The organism is Thauera sp. SDU_THAU2 (assembly GCF_038260575.1).
GTDB lineage: Bacteria > Pseudomonadota > Gammaproteobacteria > Burkholderiales > Rhodocyclaceae > Thauera.
This window is the reverse complement of the sequence record NZ_JBBWUN010000003.1, coordinates 2,935,063-2,949,239: the sequence shown is the minus strand read 5'-3', so window position 1 is coordinate 2,949,239 and position 14,177 is coordinate 2,935,063. Positions and strand designations below refer to the sequence as shown.

Annotated in this window: 13 protein-coding genes and 3 pseudogenes; 4 read left to right on the top strand and 12 right to left on the bottom strand. The window is 67.1% G+C overall.

Annotated features, from left to right (window positions below; all coding sequences use genetic code 11):
• Positions 1-25: 25 nt before the first annotated feature.
• Positions 26-518, top strand: a pseudogene (locus AAFL97_RS15440) (tRNA (cytidine(34)-2'-O)-methyltransferase).
• Between the two features lie 39 nt (positions 519-557).
• Here the strand turns inward: AAFL97_RS15440 and AAFL97_RS15435 are convergent.
• From AAFL97_RS15435 to AAFL97_RS15410, 6 genes and pseudogenes are all read right to left on the bottom strand, one after another.
• Positions 558-1,574, bottom strand: coding sequence for an NAD(P)H-dependent glycerol-3-phosphate dehydrogenase (locus tag AAFL97_RS15435; protein ID WP_341645670.1), 1,017 nt, complete (start codon positions 1,572-1,574; stop codon positions 558-560).
• On the bottom strand, positions 1,571-2,041 hold the full coding sequence (locus AAFL97_RS15430; protein ID WP_341645669.1) for an SH3 domain-containing protein: 471 nt from the start codon (positions 2,039-2,041) through the stop codon (positions 1,571-1,573). The genes AAFL97_RS15435 and AAFL97_RS15430 overlap by 4 nt, the downstream gene beginning before the upstream one ends.
• A 14-nt stretch (positions 2,042-2,055) precedes the next feature.
• Entirely contained in the window at positions 2,056-2,517 is a 462-nt protein-coding gene (gene secB / locus AAFL97_RS15425) for a protein-export chaperone SecB (RefSeq protein ID WP_263462561.1), read from the bottom strand.
• Positions 2,518-2,563: 46 nt separating this feature from the next.
• The gene (gene grxC, locus AAFL97_RS15420) at positions 2,564-2,833 is read right to left on the bottom strand and encodes a glutaredoxin 3 (RefSeq protein WP_341645668.1); all 270 of its coding nucleotides are present in this window, start codon (positions 2,831-2,833) and stop codon (positions 2,564-2,566) included.
• A 2-nt stretch (positions 2,834-2,835) separates the two neighbouring features.
• Positions 2,836-3,253: pseudogene (locus tag AAFL97_RS15415) on the bottom strand (rhodanese-like domain-containing protein).
• Positions 3,254-3,285: 32 nt separating this feature from the next.
• A complete protein-coding gene (locus tag AAFL97_RS15410; RefSeq protein ID WP_068635587.1) occupies positions 3,286-3,615 on the bottom strand; it encodes an ArsR/SmtB family transcription factor in 330 nt (109 codons plus the stop codon).
• 164 nt (positions 3,616-3,779) lie between these two features.
• Between AAFL97_RS15410 and AAFL97_RS15405 the strand changes: the two genes are divergently transcribed.
• The 3 genes from AAFL97_RS15405 (at position 3,780) to AAFL97_RS15395 (ending at position 7,505) form a co-directional block, all read left to right on the top strand.
• Positions 3,780-5,126 (top strand): murein hydrolase activator EnvC family protein, encoded by a 1,347-nt coding sequence (locus AAFL97_RS15405; RefSeq protein ID WP_341645667.1) that lies wholly within the window; start codon positions 3,780-3,782, stop codon positions 5,124-5,126.
• Positions 5,127-5,172: 46 nt separating this feature from the next.
• The gene (locus AAFL97_RS15400; protein ID WP_263462557.1) at positions 5,173-6,561 is read left to right on the top strand and encodes a S41 family peptidase; all 1,389 of its coding nucleotides are present in this window, start codon (positions 5,173-5,175) and stop codon (positions 6,559-6,561) included.
• A 185-nt stretch (positions 6,562-6,746) separates the two neighbouring features.
• Positions 6,747-7,505: a HesA/MoeB/ThiF family protein gene (locus AAFL97_RS15395; protein ID WP_341645666.1), complete on the top strand. Its 759-nt coding sequence runs from the start codon at positions 6,747-6,749 to the stop codon at positions 7,503-7,505.
• 54 nt (positions 7,506-7,559) lie between these two features.
• Here AAFL97_RS15395 and ribD read toward each other — a convergent pair whose 3' ends face one another.
• From ribD to AAFL97_RS15365, 6 genes and pseudogenes are all read right to left on the bottom strand, one after another.
• The gene (ribD, locus tag AAFL97_RS15390; RefSeq protein ID WP_341645665.1) at positions 7,560-8,669 is read right to left on the bottom strand and encodes a bifunctional diaminohydroxyphosphoribosylaminopyrimidine deaminase/5-amino-6-(5-phosphoribosylamino)uracil reductase RibD; all 1,110 of its coding nucleotides are present in this window, start codon (positions 8,667-8,669) and stop codon (positions 7,560-7,562) included.
• Positions 8,650-9,162, bottom strand: coding sequence for a transcriptional regulator NrdR (gene nrdR, locus AAFL97_RS15385; RefSeq protein ID WP_263462554.1), 513 nt, complete (start codon positions 9,160-9,162; stop codon positions 8,650-8,652). The genes ribD and nrdR overlap by 20 nt, the downstream gene beginning before the upstream one ends.
• 52 nt (positions 9,163-9,214) lie before the next feature.
• Positions 9,215-10,465, bottom strand: coding sequence for a serine hydroxymethyltransferase (glyA, locus tag AAFL97_RS15380; protein ID WP_341645664.1), 1,251 nt, complete (start codon positions 10,463-10,465; stop codon positions 9,215-9,217).
• A gap of 127 nt (positions 10,466-10,592) precedes the next feature.
• Positions 10,593-12,284 (bottom strand): TRAP transporter large permease, encoded by a 1,692-nt coding sequence (locus AAFL97_RS15375; protein WP_341645663.1) that lies wholly within the window; start codon positions 12,282-12,284, stop codon positions 10,593-10,595.
• Positions 12,281-12,853 carry a TRAP transporter small permease subunit gene (locus AAFL97_RS15370; protein WP_341645662.1) on the bottom strand — a complete coding sequence of 191 codons (573 nt, stop codon included), beginning with the start codon at positions 12,851-12,853 and terminating at the stop codon, positions 12,281-12,283. Before AAFL97_RS15370 ends, AAFL97_RS15375 begins: the two co-directional genes overlap by 4 nt.
• A gap of 130 nt (positions 12,854-12,983) precedes the next feature.
• Positions 12,984-14,062 (bottom strand): annotated as a pseudogene (locus AAFL97_RS15365) (TRAP transporter substrate-binding protein).
• Positions 14,063-14,177: the final 115 nt, after the last annotated feature.

Here is a 14,177-nt window from a genome sequence, read left to right as displayed (position 1 = left end):
GGCGCTGTCCGCCACTTCCGTCCCGATGTTCGAGATCGTCCTCTACCAGCCCGAGATTCCGCCCAACACCGGCAACATCATTCGCCTCGCCGCCAATAGCGGCAGCCGCCTCCATCTGATCGAGCCGCTGGGTTTCGACCTGTCCGACAAGCAACTGGCGCGCGCGGGGCTGGACTATCACGATCTGACCTGCGTCACCGTGCATCCGGATTGGGCGCAGTGCCGTGCGGCGCTGGAGGAGGCGCTTCTTCGCGTTGTCGACCCGGGGTGTGCGGCGGCACGACGCTGTGGCTTACCGCGAAGGCGACGTGTTCGTGTTCGGGCCGGAGAGCCGCGGCCTGCCGGCGGAACTGCTGGCAGGTTTCGAGCCCGAGGCGCGCATCCGCATTCCGATGCGGCCGACCAACCGCAGCGTCAATCTGTCGAATGCGGTGGCGGTGGTGGTCTATGAGGCCTGGCGCCAGCATGGCTTTGCCGGCGCTGCCCAGGCGGAGCTGCCTCACGCAGGGCCGCTTTAAGCGGGGCGCTGCAGGCGGGGTTGTCTCGGGCTGGGCGCTCTATTCGTGGCGCGGGTCGCGTGCCAACAGTTTCTCGACTGCGGTTCGTGCATCGAGGCCGTGATGCAGCAGCGCATCGACCGCTTCGCAGATCGGCATCTCGACGCCATGGCGCCGGGCCAGGCCGACGACTTCGCGCGCGGTGGAGACGCCTTCGGCAACGTGGCCGAGGTCGCGCAGGATGTCGGCCAGCGTGCTGCCCTTGGCGAGCTCCAGGCCGACGCGGCGGTTGCGCGAGAGGTTGCCGGTGCAGGTCAGGATCAGGTCGCCCATGCCGGTCAGGCCCATCAGCGTTTCGCTGTTGCCGCCCAGCGCGGCGGCGAGGCGGGAGATTTCGGCCAGGCCGCGGGTGATCAGGGCGGCGCGGGCATTGAGGCCGAAACCCATGCCGTCCGACACGCCGGCGGCGATGGCCATGACGTTCTTGACTGCACCGCCGATCTCGCAGCCGACGACATCGGTATTGGCGTAGATGCGCAGGCGCGGCTGGTGCAGGGTCGCCACCCAGTGATGGGCGAAGGCCGCATCGGCGGCGGCGAGGGTGATCGCGGTCGGCAGGCCGCGCGCGACCTCGGCGGCGAAGCTGGGGCCGGTCAGCACGCCGCTGGTGGCCGCGTCACCGAGCTCTTCGGTGACGATTTCATGCGGCAGCCGCCCGCTTCCGGCTTCGAGCCCCTTGCATGCCCACAGCAGCGGCGTGCCGGGCTGCAGGCGGTGGAGGGCGCGCGCGGTGTCCCGCAGGCCGGCCAGCGGCGTGACCACCAGGTGGAGATCGGCGCCTTGTGCCGCACGGGAGAAATCGGCTTCGAAGCGCAGTGTGTCGCTGAGGCGGATGTCCGGCAGATAGCGGCGGTTCTCGTGCGTCAGGGCGAGTGCCCGCAGGTGTTCCGCGTCCCGTCCCCACAGGCATACCTCATGGGCGGCACTGAAGGCCTGGGCCAGCGCAGTGCCCCATGCGCCCGCGCCGAAAACGGCGATGCGTCGGCGGCCGGGCTGCGTGTCGGCGGCGGCGGTCACAGTCCCCAGACCTCGTTGATGCGGATGTAGCCTTCCTCGCCGTCCCGATGGCGCACCTTGGCCCAGCCGAGCGAAGGCGGCTCGACCAGGTCGAGCACGACGTTGCGCACCGCTTCGAAGCTGGGTGCCGCGTCGTCGCGGGCTTCACGCCGGATGACGGCGCGGTCCGCGGCGACGAGCACGGTGCGGCGATTGGAGAGTACGCGGCCTTCCAGCCAGTTCAGGGAGCCGCCGGGCTCGCGCACCTTGACCCACTTGTCGAGCCTGATAACGATTTCGACCGGGGTGCCGGAGCGCAGGATGAACAGGCGCTTGCCCTGCTCCGAAGGGGTGTCGTACAGGATTGCCTGCTCGGTCAGCGAGCGGAATTCGATCGCCTGCGCCAGCGCCGGCCCCGCCACCACGCCGGCGAGTACGGCGAGCATCGTGATCAGGCGGGGCAGGATGGGGCGGCGCAGGGATGTCATGGCGGCAGGCCTCGTCACTGGATCGGCGTTTCGCCCTGCTGCGCGGCGGCCTGCTGGCGCTGCGACTGGTACAGCGCCTCGAAGTTGACCGGCGACAGCAGCACGGGCTGGAAGCCGGCGCGGGTGACGGCGTCCGACACGGCTTCGCGGGCATAGGGGAAGAGGATGTTGGGGCAGCCGATCATCATCACCGGTTCGAGGTCGGCTTCGGGCACGTTGCGGATCTGGAAGATGCCGGCCTGGGCCACTTCCACCAGGAACAGCGTGCGGTCTTCGCCGATGGTGGCGGAGACGGTGACGGTCAGCGTGATCTCGAAGACGCCGTCGTCGATGTTCTTGCCTTCGGTGCGGAGCTGCACATTGACTTTCGGCGCCTCGCGTTCGAGGTAGATCTGCGGTGCACCCGGCACTTCGACCGACAGGTCCTTGACGTACAGTTTTTCGATCGAGAAGACGGGTTGGGTGTTTTCAGACATGGGATGGGTATCCGGTGAGTGGGGATTGGACTGCGGGAAGGAGGGCTCAGGCGGGTTCGCCGCGCAGCATCGGTTCGAGCTTGCCGGCGCGGTTGAGCGCCATCAGGTCGTCACAGCCGCCGACATGGTAGCCGCCAATGAAAATCTGCGGAACCGTGCGCCGCCCGGTTTCCTCGATCATGCGCCCGCGCTGGGCGGGATCGAGATCGGTGCGGATCTTGTCGATCTGCGTCACGCCCTTGCTGCGCAGCAGCTGTTCGGCGCGGATGCAGTAGGGGCAGGTGGCCGTGGCGTACATGCGGATCGCGGCGGGCATGCTCATTTCCTCTTGCGGCTGACAGGCTGGCCGGCCTTCTGCCATTCCATCATGCCGCCGCGCAGGTTGTAGGACCTTCTCGAAGCCGGCCTTGCGCAACTGCGTGGCGGCCGAGGTCGAGCGCGTGCCGGTGGCGCAGCAGAGGATCAGCGGATGGCTCTTCCACTTGTCCAGCTCGCCGCTGCGGCGCTCGAGGTCGCCGGCGGGAATGTGGCGGGCGTTGGGAATGTGGCCCTGGGCGTATTCGCCCTGGTCGCGCACGTCGATGACGACGGCGTCTTCGCGGTTGATCAGCATCGTGGCTTCGACCGGGGAAAGCTGGCCGCCGCCGCCTCGGCCGCGTGCCAGGTCGACGAGCAGCCAGCTGCCGCTTGCGGCGGCCAGCGCCGCCCAATACCAGTTCTGTTGCAGGAATTCCACGAAAAACGGTGCTCCGGTAAGGGGAAGGGAAATCAGCCTTGCTCGTCATCGACGCCGCAGAACACTTCGCGCATCAGCGCGATGAGCTGCAGCGTGCGCGGATCGCCGACGCGGTAATAGACGCGGTTGGCGTCCTTGCGCGTCTGCAGCACGTCCTTGTCGCGCAGGATGGCGAGATGCTGCGAGATGTTGCTCTGCGAAGTGCCCACCGCATCGACGATGTCCTGCACGCAGACTTCGCCGTCGCCGAGCACGCACAGAATCTTCAGGCGCAGCGGATGGGCGATTGCCTTGAGCGCGCGCGCGGCGGTTTCTATGTGCTCGTTCTTGTCGATGAGCGTGAAGATGTCGTCTTTGTTCACGGTAGGGCCGGCGGAGCAAAGCGCTAGTATAAAATAAGGCGTCTCCGTCTTGCGCGCTCGGCAACGTGCCGGGCGCGGATCCGCTCTTCGTTCGTGTCCCCTTGGCCTCGTTCGGCTTTCTTCCTGCAACTTCGCTCATTCCCTTGAATCGGAATTCTCGCTTCATGCGTATCGCTGGCCGTGGCTATCTGGCTGCTTTCGTCCTTGGCTGCATGCTGGCGTCGGCAGTGGCGCCGAATGCCGTTCGCGCACAGGCCACGGGCGACATCGCCGACAAGCGCTCGGACCTCGACGACCTCAAGAAGCGTATCCGCGACCTGCAGCAGGAAATGTCGCGTACCGAGGCGAACCGTTCCGATGCGGCAAAGGCGCTGACCGAGTCGGAGCGCGAAGTGTCGCGCGCGCAGCGCCGGGTATTGCAGCTGCAGCGCGAGCGCGCCGAGGCCGATGCGCGGCTGGCCGAACTGGAACGGGAGCAGCAGCAGGCGGGCGCGCGCATCGATGCCCGTCGCGGAGAGCTGGCCGAGTGGCTGCGCCGGCACTACGTGCATGGTGCGGCGGATGGCGTGGCGCCCCTGCTGTCGGCGCGCGATCCGAACCAGATCGCGCGCGACGCCTATTATCTCGAACAGCTCGGCCGTGCCCGCCTGGGCCTGATCGAACGCATGCGCGCCGATCTGCGCGAAACCGAGCTGCGCGCGCAGGAAATCGGCCGCCGGCGGGACCGCGTGGCCGAGCTCGAAACCCGGCAGCACGAGCAGCGCAAGCAGCTCGAAGCCAGCCTGCTCCAGCGCAAGGCCGCGCTGGCCGAAATCTCGAAGCAGCTGCAGAGCCAGAAGCGCGAAGTGGCGACCTTGCGCGAGGACGAGCAGCGCCTGGCGAAGGTGATCGACACCCTGGTCAAGCGTGCCCGCGAAGCGGCCGCACGCGAGGCAGCGAGGAAGCTGGCGGAACAGCGCGCGGCCGAGGCACGTGCCGCCGCCGCGGCGGCCCAGGCGAAGGCGGCCGGGAATGCCGCGCCGCCGTCCGCTGCGGCCCGTCCGCCGGCACGGCGCGCCGAGCCGGTCGTCGGCGAAGCGCGCAGCAGTGCAGGGGCGACGCCGACCGGCGTGCGCTTCGCCCAGCTTCGCGGCCAGTTGCGTTTTCCGGTGCGCGGCGAACTCGTCGGCCGCTTCGGCGCTCCAAGGGCGGAAGGTGGCACGACGTGGAAAGGCGTGTTCATCCGGGCGGGCACCGGAGCGGACGTCAAGGCGGTCGCGACGGGCGAGGTCGTGTATTCGGACTGGTTGCGCGGCTACGGCAATCTGATCATCATCGACCATGGCGGCGACTACCTCACCGTGTATGGCAACAACGACACCTTGCTGAAGGAAGTGGGCGATGCGGTGTCCGGCGGCGACGCGATCGCCAGCGTGGGCACCAGCGGAGGGGGTGGAGAATCGGGTTTATACTTCGAACTCCGCCATCAGGGCCGCCCGCTCGACCCGATGCAGTGGGTGCGACTCAACTAGATCAAACGGTGCGAAGGGCAGGAGCCGCTTCCCCGATGGAGTTCTCATGCGCAGCAAGCTGAAACAGCTCGGCCTCGTCATGACCGGCGTGTTCGCCGGCGTGGCGCTCAGTCTCAATTTTTCCGCCAACGCCGACCGCACGACCCAGATGCCGCTGCCGGTCGAGGAATTGCGCGCCTATGCCGACGTGTTCAATGCGATCAAGCAGGGTTACGTCGAGCCGGTCGAGGACAAGAAGCTGATCGTCGATTCGATCAGCGGCATGCTGTCGGGGCTCGATCCGCATTCGGCCTACCTGGACAGCGAAGCCTTCAAGGAACTCCAGGTCGGCACGCAGGGCGAGTTCGGCGGGCTGGGCATCGAGGTTGGCATGGAAGACGGCTTCGTCAAGGTCATCTCGCCGATCGAGGACACGCCTGCCTTCCGCGCCGGCGTCCAGGCCGGCGACCTGATCGTCAAGCTCGACGACACGCCGGTGAAGGGCATGAGCCTGAACGATGCGGTGAAGCGCATGCGCGGCAAGCCCAACACCACCATCGAACTGACGATCATGCGCAAGGGCGAATCGCGGCCGATCGTGCTCAAGCTGACGCGTGAAGTCATCAAGGTGCAGAGCGTCAAGTCCAAGCTCGTCGAGCCGGGCTATGGCTACCTGCGCGTCGCGCAGTTCCAGGAGAACACCGCGGCATCGGTGGTCCAGCATCTGAACAAGCTGAGTGCCGAAGGGCCGCTCACCGGACTGGTGCTCGACCTGCGCAACGACCCGGGCGGCCTGCTGCATGGCGCGGTGGGCGTGTCCGCTGCCTTCCTGCCGCTGGGGGCGAGGGTGGTATCCACCGACGGCCGCACCGAGGATGCCAAGCGTGAATACCGCGCGATGCCGGACGACTACCTGCGCGGCACGCGCGACGATTTCCTCCGCCGCCTGCCCGCGGGCATCAAGGAGGTGCCGATGGTCGTGCTGGTCAATGCCGGCTCGGCTTCCGCGTCCGAGATCGTCGCCGGCGCGCTGCAGGACCACAAGCGCGCCGTCGTGATGGGCACGCAGACTTTCGGCAAGGGCTCGGTGCAGACCATCCTGCCGCTCAACAACAGCACCGCGATCAAGCTGACCACGGCGCGCTACTACACGCCGAACGGCCATTCGATCCAGGCCAAGGGCATCGAACCCGACATCGTCGTCGAGGAGAGCGCCAATGGCTCGAACCGCCGGCTTCGCGAAGCCGACCTGCAAGGCCACCTGGGCAACGACAAGGATCCCGAGGCCGAGCTCAGGGCCAAGGAGGCCGGGCAGAAGGACGGCGCTACCGACGAGGCCGAACCGGTGCGCTTCGAGCTTGCCGGCCAGGACGACCACCAGCTACAGCAGGCGATCAACCTGCTCAAGGGCCTGCAGATCGTCCAGGGCAAGAAGGCGTCCGAGCCGAAGCCCTGACCGGGCACCCTTGAGCCGGGCGCCCCTAGCCGGGTGCCCCTGGCCGGGCGCCCCTAGCCGGGTGCCCCTGGCCGGGCGCCCCTGATTCCGGTGGGAATGTACCGGGTGCCCGCCTTCTCGGGCGGGCTCCGGTCGCCGCATAGACTGCGCGAGTTCCCGCTCATTTCACGCATATTCTCCGCCGCATGAACGACGATCAGTTGCTGCGCTACAGCCGCCACATCCTGTTGCCCGAAATCGGCGTCGAGGGACAGGAGGCGCTGCTCGGCGCGAAGGTCCTCATCGTCGGTGCCGGCGGCCTCGGCTCGCCGGCGGCGATGTATCTCGCCGCGGCCGGCGTCGGTTCGCTGGTGATCGCCGACGACGACGACGTCGACCTCACCAACCTGCAGCGCCAGATCCTGCATTCGGCCGAGACGGTCGGCCGGCCCAAGGTCGAATCGGCGCGGATCGGCCTGCAGCGCCTCAACCCGCTCGCCGAGGTCGTGCCGCTGCAGGCGCGGCTCGATGGCGATGTGCTGGACGAGCAGGTGGCGGCGGCCGACGTCGTGCTGGACTGCTGCGACAATTTCGCCACCCGCCATGCGGTCAACCGCGCCTGCGTGAAGCTGCGCAAGCCGCTGGTGTCCGGTGCCGCGATCCGCTTCGACGGGCAGGTCTCGGTATTCGACCTGCGGCGGCCGGAGGCGGCCTGCTATCACTGCCTGTTCCCGGAAGGCGAGGACATCGAGGAAGTGCGCTGCGCGGTGATGGGCGTGTTCGCGCCGATCGTCGGCCTGATCGGCACGACGCAGGCCGCCGAGGCGCTGAAGCTGATCATCGGCTGCGGCACGCCGCTGGTCGGGCGCCTGCTGCTGCTCGACGGTCTGGCGATGGAGTGGCGCAGCATCGGCTTCGGCCGCGACCCCGGCTGTACCGTCTGTGGCGGCGAATCCGGTAGCTGAAACCTGGCCGAGGCCGCAGGCCGTGCCGCAGCACGGCGAGGCGGCACGATGCGCTTATCGCTTCGCCGGCAGACCGGTCGCCAGGCGTGCGAGGATGCGGATGTCGCGGCCGAGCTGGCGCAGGTCGCGGAGGTCGAGCCGGGTGGCGTCTTCCAGCCGCGTCAGCGCGGCGAGATTGAACAGGCCGTGGGCGGCGTCACCGGCCAGCATCGGCGCCAGATACAGCAGCAGCTCATCCACGCAGCCTTCGCGCAGCAGCGAGCCATTGAGCTTGAAGCCGGCTTCGGCGTGGACTTCGTTGAGGCCGAGCGTGCCGAGCTCGCTCATCAGGCGCGGCAGGTCGACCTTGCCGGCGGCGTTCGGCAGCACGATCAAGCGGTGCCCGGCGGCCGACAGGCTGGCGATGCGTGCGCCGTCCTCGCTGGCGGTGGCGATCAGGATCGGCTCACCCTGCAGGATGCGTGCGCCAGGCGATACGTCCAGCCGGGCATCGACCAGGATGCGCAGCGGCTGGCGCTCGCAGGCGACCTCGCGCACATTGAGCTGCGGGTCGTCTTCCTTCACCGTGCCGATGCCGGTCAGCACCGCGCAGGCGCGCGCACGCCAGGCGTGGCCGTCGCGGCGGGCCTCGGGGCCGGTGATCCACTGGCTGATACCGTTCTCCAGTGCCGTCTTGCCGTCGAGCGTGGCCGCCGCCTTGAGCCGCAGCCAGGGGCGGCCGCGGGTCATGCGCGAGACGAAGCCGAGGTTCAGTTCGCGCGCTTCGGCTTCCAGCAGGCCGTGCTCGGTGGCGATGCCGGCGGCGCGCAGGCGCGCCAGGCCGCGTCCGGCGACGAGCGGGTTGGGATCGTCCATGGCGACGACGACGCGGGCGACACCGGCCTCGACCAGGGCATCGGCGCAGGGCGGCGTGCGGCCATGGTGCGAGCAGGGTTCGAGCGTGACGTAGACGGTGGCGCCGCGCGCGGCTTCGCCCGCCTGGCGCAGCGCGTGGATTTCGGCATGAGGCTCGCCGGCGCGGCGATGCCAGCCTTCGCCGACGACGGCGCCGTCGCGCGTCAGCACGCAGCCGACGCGCGGATTGGGGGCGGTGGTGTTCAGGCCGAGCGCGGCGAGCTGCAGCGCGCGCGCCATGGCGGCATGGTCAGCCGCCGAAAAGGTCATGGCCGGAATCCAGTTCGGGCTTGGCGGGCTTGCCGCGGCGGGAGCGGGGCTGCACTTCGCGGATGAGTTCGGAAAATTCATCCACGTCGGCGAAGTTGCGATAAACCGAAGCGAAGCGGATGTAGGCGACCTTGTCGAGCTTCTTCAGCTCCTTCATCACCAGTTCGCCGATCTTCTCGCTCGGTACTTCCTGCTCGCCCAGCGACAGCAGGCGGGCCTCGATGCGGTCCACTGCGGCGTCGACGGCATCGATGGTGACGGGGCGCTTGCGCAGCGCCAGCTTCATGCTGCCGGCCAGCTTGTCGTGATCGAACTCGGTGCGGCTGCCGTTGCGCTTGACGATGTGCGGCATCTTGAGGTCGATGCGCTCGTAGGTGGTGAAGCGCTTGTCGCATTTCGGACAGCGGCGGCGGCGCCTGACGACGTCGCCATCCTCGTTCTCGCGCGTATCGGTGACCTGGGTGTTGGGGTCAGCGCAGAAAGGGCATTTCATGGCCGGAAGGCGCTGCGGGGCGGGCGTGGTCGGCTCGCCCCGCGTTCGGGGCTTACTTGCCGTACACCGGGAACTTGGCGCACAGCGCGGCGACCTTGTCGCGCGTGCGGCCGATCACCGTCTGGTCGTGCGGGGCATCCAGCACGTCGGCGATCAGGTGGGCGACCTGTTCGGCCTCGATCTCGGTGAAGCCACGGGTCGTCATCGCCGGCGAGCCGATGCGGATGCCGGAGGTGACGAAGGGCTTCTCGGGGTCGTTCGGGATCGAGTTCTTGTTGACCGTGATGTGGGCGCTGCCCAGCACCGCCTCGGCTTCCTTGCCGGTGATCTTCTTGTTGCGCAGATCGACCAGGAAGACATGGCTTTCGGTGCGGCCGGAGACGATGCGCAGGCCGCGCTCCTCGCCCAGCACGCGGGCCATCACGCGGGCGTTGGCGATCACCTGCTCCTGGTAGTTGCGGAAGGCTGGTGTGGCGGCTTCCTTGAAGGCGACCGCCTTGGCGGCGATGACGTGTTCCAGCGGGCCGCCCTGGAGGCCGGGGAAGATCGCCGAGTTCAGCGCCTTCTCGTGTTCGGCCTTCATCAGGATGATGCCGCCGCGCGGGCCGCGCAGCGTCTTGTGCGTGGTCGAGGTGACGACGTCGGCGTGCGGCACCGGGTTGGGGTAGAAGCCGGCGGCGATCAGGCCGGCGTAGTGGGCCATGTCCACCCAGAAGATGGCGCCGACTTCCTTGGCGACCCTGGCGAAGCGCTCGAAATCGATGCGCAGCGAATAGGCCGAGGCGCCGGCGATGATGATCTTCGGCCTGGTCTCGCGCGCCAGCGCTTCCATCTTGTCGTAGTCGATCTCTTCCTTGTCGTTCAGGCCGTAGGCGACGACGTTGAACCACTTGCCCGACATGTTCAGCGGCATGCCGTGGGTGAGGTGGCCGCCTTCGGCCAGGCTCATGCCCATGATCGTGTCGCCCGGCTTGGCGAAAGCCATCAGCACCGCCTGGTTGGCCTGCGAGCCGGAGTTCGGCTGCACGTTCGCGGCTTCGGCGCCGAACAGCGCCTTCAGGCGGTCGATGGCCAGCTGCTCGGCCACGTCGACATGCTCGCAGCCGCCGTAGTAGCGCTTGCCGGGGTAGCCCTCGGCGTACTTGTTGGTGAGCTGGGAGCCCTGGGCTTCCATCACCGCCCGGGAAACGTAGTTTTCCGAAGCGATCAGTTCGATGTGGTCTTCCTGACGCTTGTTTTCGGCCTGGATGGCGGCCCACAGCTCGGGATCGACTTTGGCGAGAGTGTCTTGCGAAGAGAACATGGACGGAACCGGTAAAAGGAGTGGCGTTAAAAGCGGATGTTACCACGCGCCTGTTGGCACGCGTCCCGCTGCAGCGCACGGGCTGCCGGCCGGGGCATGCGGATATGCCTGCCCCGGCCGGCAGCCTTCACCACCCGCTGCTGCCGCTGTCTTCGTCGCTGCCCCAGCTGCCGCCGCTGCCGTCGTTGACGTTGATCTCGATGGTGTCGAGATCCACCGCGACCGCCTTGTCGAACACGCTCGTGACCAGGCCGGGGAACAGGATCAGCGCCACGACCATGATGAGCTGCATCAGCACGAAGGGGATCGCGCCGCGGTAGATGTCCATGGTCTTCACGCCGGCGATCCGCTTGCTGGTGATGCGGTCGACGAAGTCCTTGGCCGGCGCCACGCTGCGCAGGTAGAACAGTGCGAAGCCGAACGGCGGCGTCAGGAAGGAGGTCTGCAGGTTCATCGCCACCAGTACGCCGAACCAGACGAGGTCGATCCCCATCTTGTCCGCCACCGGCGCCAGCAGCGGAATCAGGATGAAGGCGATCTCGAAGAAGTCGATGAAGAAGCCGAGGATGAAGATCACCGTGTTGACGAAGAGCAGGAAGCCGATCTCGCCGCCGGGCAGCCTGTCGAACAGGTGCTCGACCCAGATCTGGCCGTCGACTGCGGTGAAGGTGAAGCTGAAGATCGTCGAGCCGATCAGGATGAAGAGCACGAAGCAGGACAGGCGCGAGGTCGACTCCAGCGCGTGCTTCAGCAACGGCATGTCGAGCTTGCCGCGCATCAGCGCCATCACGATGCCGCCGACGGCACCCATCGCGCCGCCTTCGGTCGGTGTCGCGACGCCCAGGAAGATCGTGCCGAGCACGAGGAAGATCAGTGCCAGCGGCGGAATCAGCACGAAGGTCACGCGTTCGGTGATGCGCGACAGCAGACCCAGTCCGAGCAACCGGTTGATCTGGGCGGCGATGAAGGCGAGCGCCGAGCCTGCGGTCAGGGCGACGACGATGGTCTCGTCCAGTGCCGGGTCGATTTCCTCTCCCTTGAACGCGCTGAGGATCTCGCCGTAGTACATGCCGAAGGCCACCGCGACGATGGTGACGAGCAGGCCGAAGATGGCGAGCGAGCGCATGCCGCTCGAACCGTCGGCTTCACGGTAGCTGCGCGCTTCCGGCGGCAGGGCCGGTACGAGCTTGGGCTTGAAGATCGCCAGCGCGATGATGAAAAGCGCGTAGAGGCCGATCAGCGTGAAGGCCGGAATGAAGGCGCCCTTGTACAGGTCGCCGACCGAGCGGCCGAGCTGGTCGGCGATGACGATCAGCACCAGCGAGGGCGGCACGATCTGTGCCAGCGTGCCCGAGGCGACGATCGCACCGCTGGCGACAGCCGGGCTGTAGCCGTAGCGCAGCATGATGGGCAGCGAGATCAGGCCCATCGAGATCACCGAGGCCGCCACCACGCCGGTGGTCGCCGCCAGCAGCGCGCCGACGAAGATCACGGCAAGCGCGAGGCCGCCGCGGATCGGGCCGAACAGCTGGCCGATGGTGTCGAGCAGGTCCTCGGCCATGCCGCTGCGTTCGAGGATCAGGCCCATCAGCGTGAAGAAGGGAATCGCCAGCAGCGTGTCGTTCTGGATGATGCCGAACACGCGCAGCGGCAGCGCCTGGAACAGGCTCGGCGGCAACAGGCCCGCTTCCATGCCGAGGAAGCCGAACAGCAGGCCGCAGGCGGCAAGCGAGAAGGCGACCGGAAAGCCGGTGAGCAGGAACAGCATCAGCGAGCCGAACATCAGCTCGGGTGCGTGGGCGGAGAAGAATTCGATCATTTTTGTGCCTCTTCGCCGTGGATGTCATCCTGCCCGTCGTGGGCGCCCTGCAGCAGCGGGTTGGGCCCCTTGCCCTGCAGGAAGGCAAGGCGTTTGATCAGTTCCGAGATCGCCTGCAGGCCGAGCAGCAGGAAGCCGGCCGGCACCAGCGCATAGACCGGCCAGCGGATCAGGCCGCCGGCGTTGGACGACACTTCGCCCGAGACATAGGCCGCCATCACGACCGGCCAGGCGAAATTGATCATGAACCAGCACATCGGCAGCAGGAAGACGAGGATGCCGACGATGTCGATGTACATGCGCGTGCGCATCGACAGCCTGCTCGCCAGCACGTCGATGCGCACGTGGGCGTTCTGCAGGAAGGTGTAGCCCGCGCCGAGCAGGAACACGGCGCCGAACAGGTACCACTGGATTTCGAGAAAGGCATTCGAGCCGATGTTGAAGGCCTTGCGGGCGATTGCATTGGCGGCGCTGATGATCGTCGCGGCGAGGATCAGCCATATCACGAATTTGCCGAATAGCCGGTTCACCGCATCGATGACGCCGGACAGGCGAAGGAGGATTTCCATGGCGTGTGTGGAACCTGTGGAGCACGAAAAAGCCCCCGCAGGGCGGGGGGTGCGCCCGGCGGGAAGCTGAGGATGCCGCGTGATCCCCGGTTTGCCGGAGACGCGGCGAGCGTCTCCGGCAGCGCAGGAATTACAGTTTCTGTGCGGCCATGTACTGCGAGTAGTTGCTCTCCGCGACGGCCTCCCACTGGACCTGGTCGGCGAGGAAGCGGCTGTAGTCGGGGTAGATCTTCTGCCAGTTGGGGTTCTTTTCGAGGTCGGCGAGACTTCGCGCGAGGCCTTGAACGCGGCGTCCATGAAATCCTTCGGGAAGCGCGACAGCTTGGCGCCTTCGGCGACCAGCTGCTTCAGGGCACCGGGGTTGCGGGCGTCGTAGCGGGCCTGGCAGTTCAGGTGGGCGGCACGCGAGGCCTGTTCGATGATGGCCTTGTACTCGGCCGACAGGCCGTTCCACTGCTTGTCGTTGATGTAGAGCGAGAACTGCGTGCTGCCTTCCCACCATGCCGGGTAATAGTAGTTCTTGGCGACCTTGTGCAGGCCAAGGCGCAGGTCGTCGTAGGGGCCGATCCATTCGGCCGCGTCGATGGTGCCTTTCTCCAGCGCCTGGTAGATTTCGCCGGCCGGAATGTTCTGCGGCACCACGCCGAGCTTGGCCAGCACGCGGCCGCCGAAGCCGCCGACGCGGAACTTCAGGCCGTCGAAATCCTTGACCGACTTGATCTCCTTGCGGTACCAGCCGCCCATCTGCGCCCCCGAGTTGCCCATCGGGAAGTTGACGATGTTGAATTGGGCGTAGAACTCGCGCAGCAGCTTGGTGCCGTTGCCCTCGAACATCCACGCGGTCATGGCGCGCGAACTCATGCCGAACGGGATGCAGCAGTCGAGCGCGAAGGTCTCGTCCTTGCCGAAGAAGTAGTACGGCGCGGTATGTGCGCAGTCGATCGTGCCTTGCTGGACCGCATCGACGACGCCGAAGGCGGGAACGAGTTCGCCACCCGGGTGGACCGAGATCACGAACTTGCCGCCGGTGGCGTCCGAGACGTACTTGGCGAAGGCTTCGCTGGCGCCATAGACGGTTTCGAGCGATTTGGGGAAGCTCGATGCCAGCCGCCAGCGGATCTGCTGCTGGGCATGGACGATGGCCGGTGCCGTACCGGCGGCCAGAATGCCGGCCATGCCGGCGCCTTGCAGGAATTTGCGGCGTTCCATGTGCGTCTCCTCTGTTGAATATCGAAAATTTGTATCTGATTATAGGTGCAATTATTCAACGTCCGGAAACCACGGAAAACCCTAATATTTCACGGAATCGCTGATTTTGCTGCGC

What these genes read in the sequence shown, in the direction of transcription:
- AAFL97_RS15430 (WP_341645669.1), bottom strand. Translation starts at nt 2,041, where the DNA reads ATGACATCCCTGCGCCGCCCCATCCTGCCCCGCCTGATCACGATGCTC.
- secB (WP_263462561.1), bottom strand. Translation starts at nt 2,517, where the DNA reads ATGTCTGAAAACACCCAACCCGTCTTCTCGATCGAAAAACTGTACGTC.
- grxC (WP_341645668.1), bottom strand. Translation starts at nt 2,833, where the DNA reads ATGCCCGCCGCGATCCGCATGTACGCCACGGCCACCTGCCCCTACTGC.
- AAFL97_RS15405 (WP_341645667.1), top strand. Translation starts at nt 3,780, where the DNA reads ATGCGTATCGCTGGCCGTGGCTATCTGGCTGCTTTCGTCCTTGGCTGC.
- AAFL97_RS15400 (WP_263462557.1), top strand. Translation starts at nt 5,173, where the DNA reads ATGCGCAGCAAGCTGAAACAGCTCGGCCTCGTCATGACCGGCGTGTTC.
- AAFL97_RS15395 (WP_341645666.1), top strand. Translation starts at nt 6,747, where the DNA reads ATGAACGACGATCAGTTGCTGCGCTACAGCCGCCACATCCTGTTGCCC.
- ribD (WP_341645665.1), bottom strand. Translation starts at nt 8,669, where the DNA reads ATGACCTTTTCGGCGGCTGACCATGCCGCCATGGCGCGCGCGCTGCAG.
- nrdR (WP_263462554.1), bottom strand. Translation starts at nt 9,162, where the DNA reads ATGAAATGCCCTTTCTGCGCTGACCCCAACACCCAGGTCACCGATACG.
- glyA (WP_341645664.1), bottom strand. Translation starts at nt 10,465, where the DNA reads ATGTTCTCTTCGCAAGACACTCTCGCCAAAGTCGATCCCGAGCTGTGG.
- AAFL97_RS15375 (WP_341645663.1), bottom strand. Translation starts at nt 12,284, where the DNA reads ATGATCGAATTCTTCTCCGCCCACGCACCCGAGCTGATGTTCGGCTCG.
- AAFL97_RS15370 (WP_341645662.1), bottom strand. Translation starts at nt 12,853, where the DNA reads ATGGAAATCCTCCTTCGCCTGTCCGGCGTCATCGATGCGGTGAACCGG.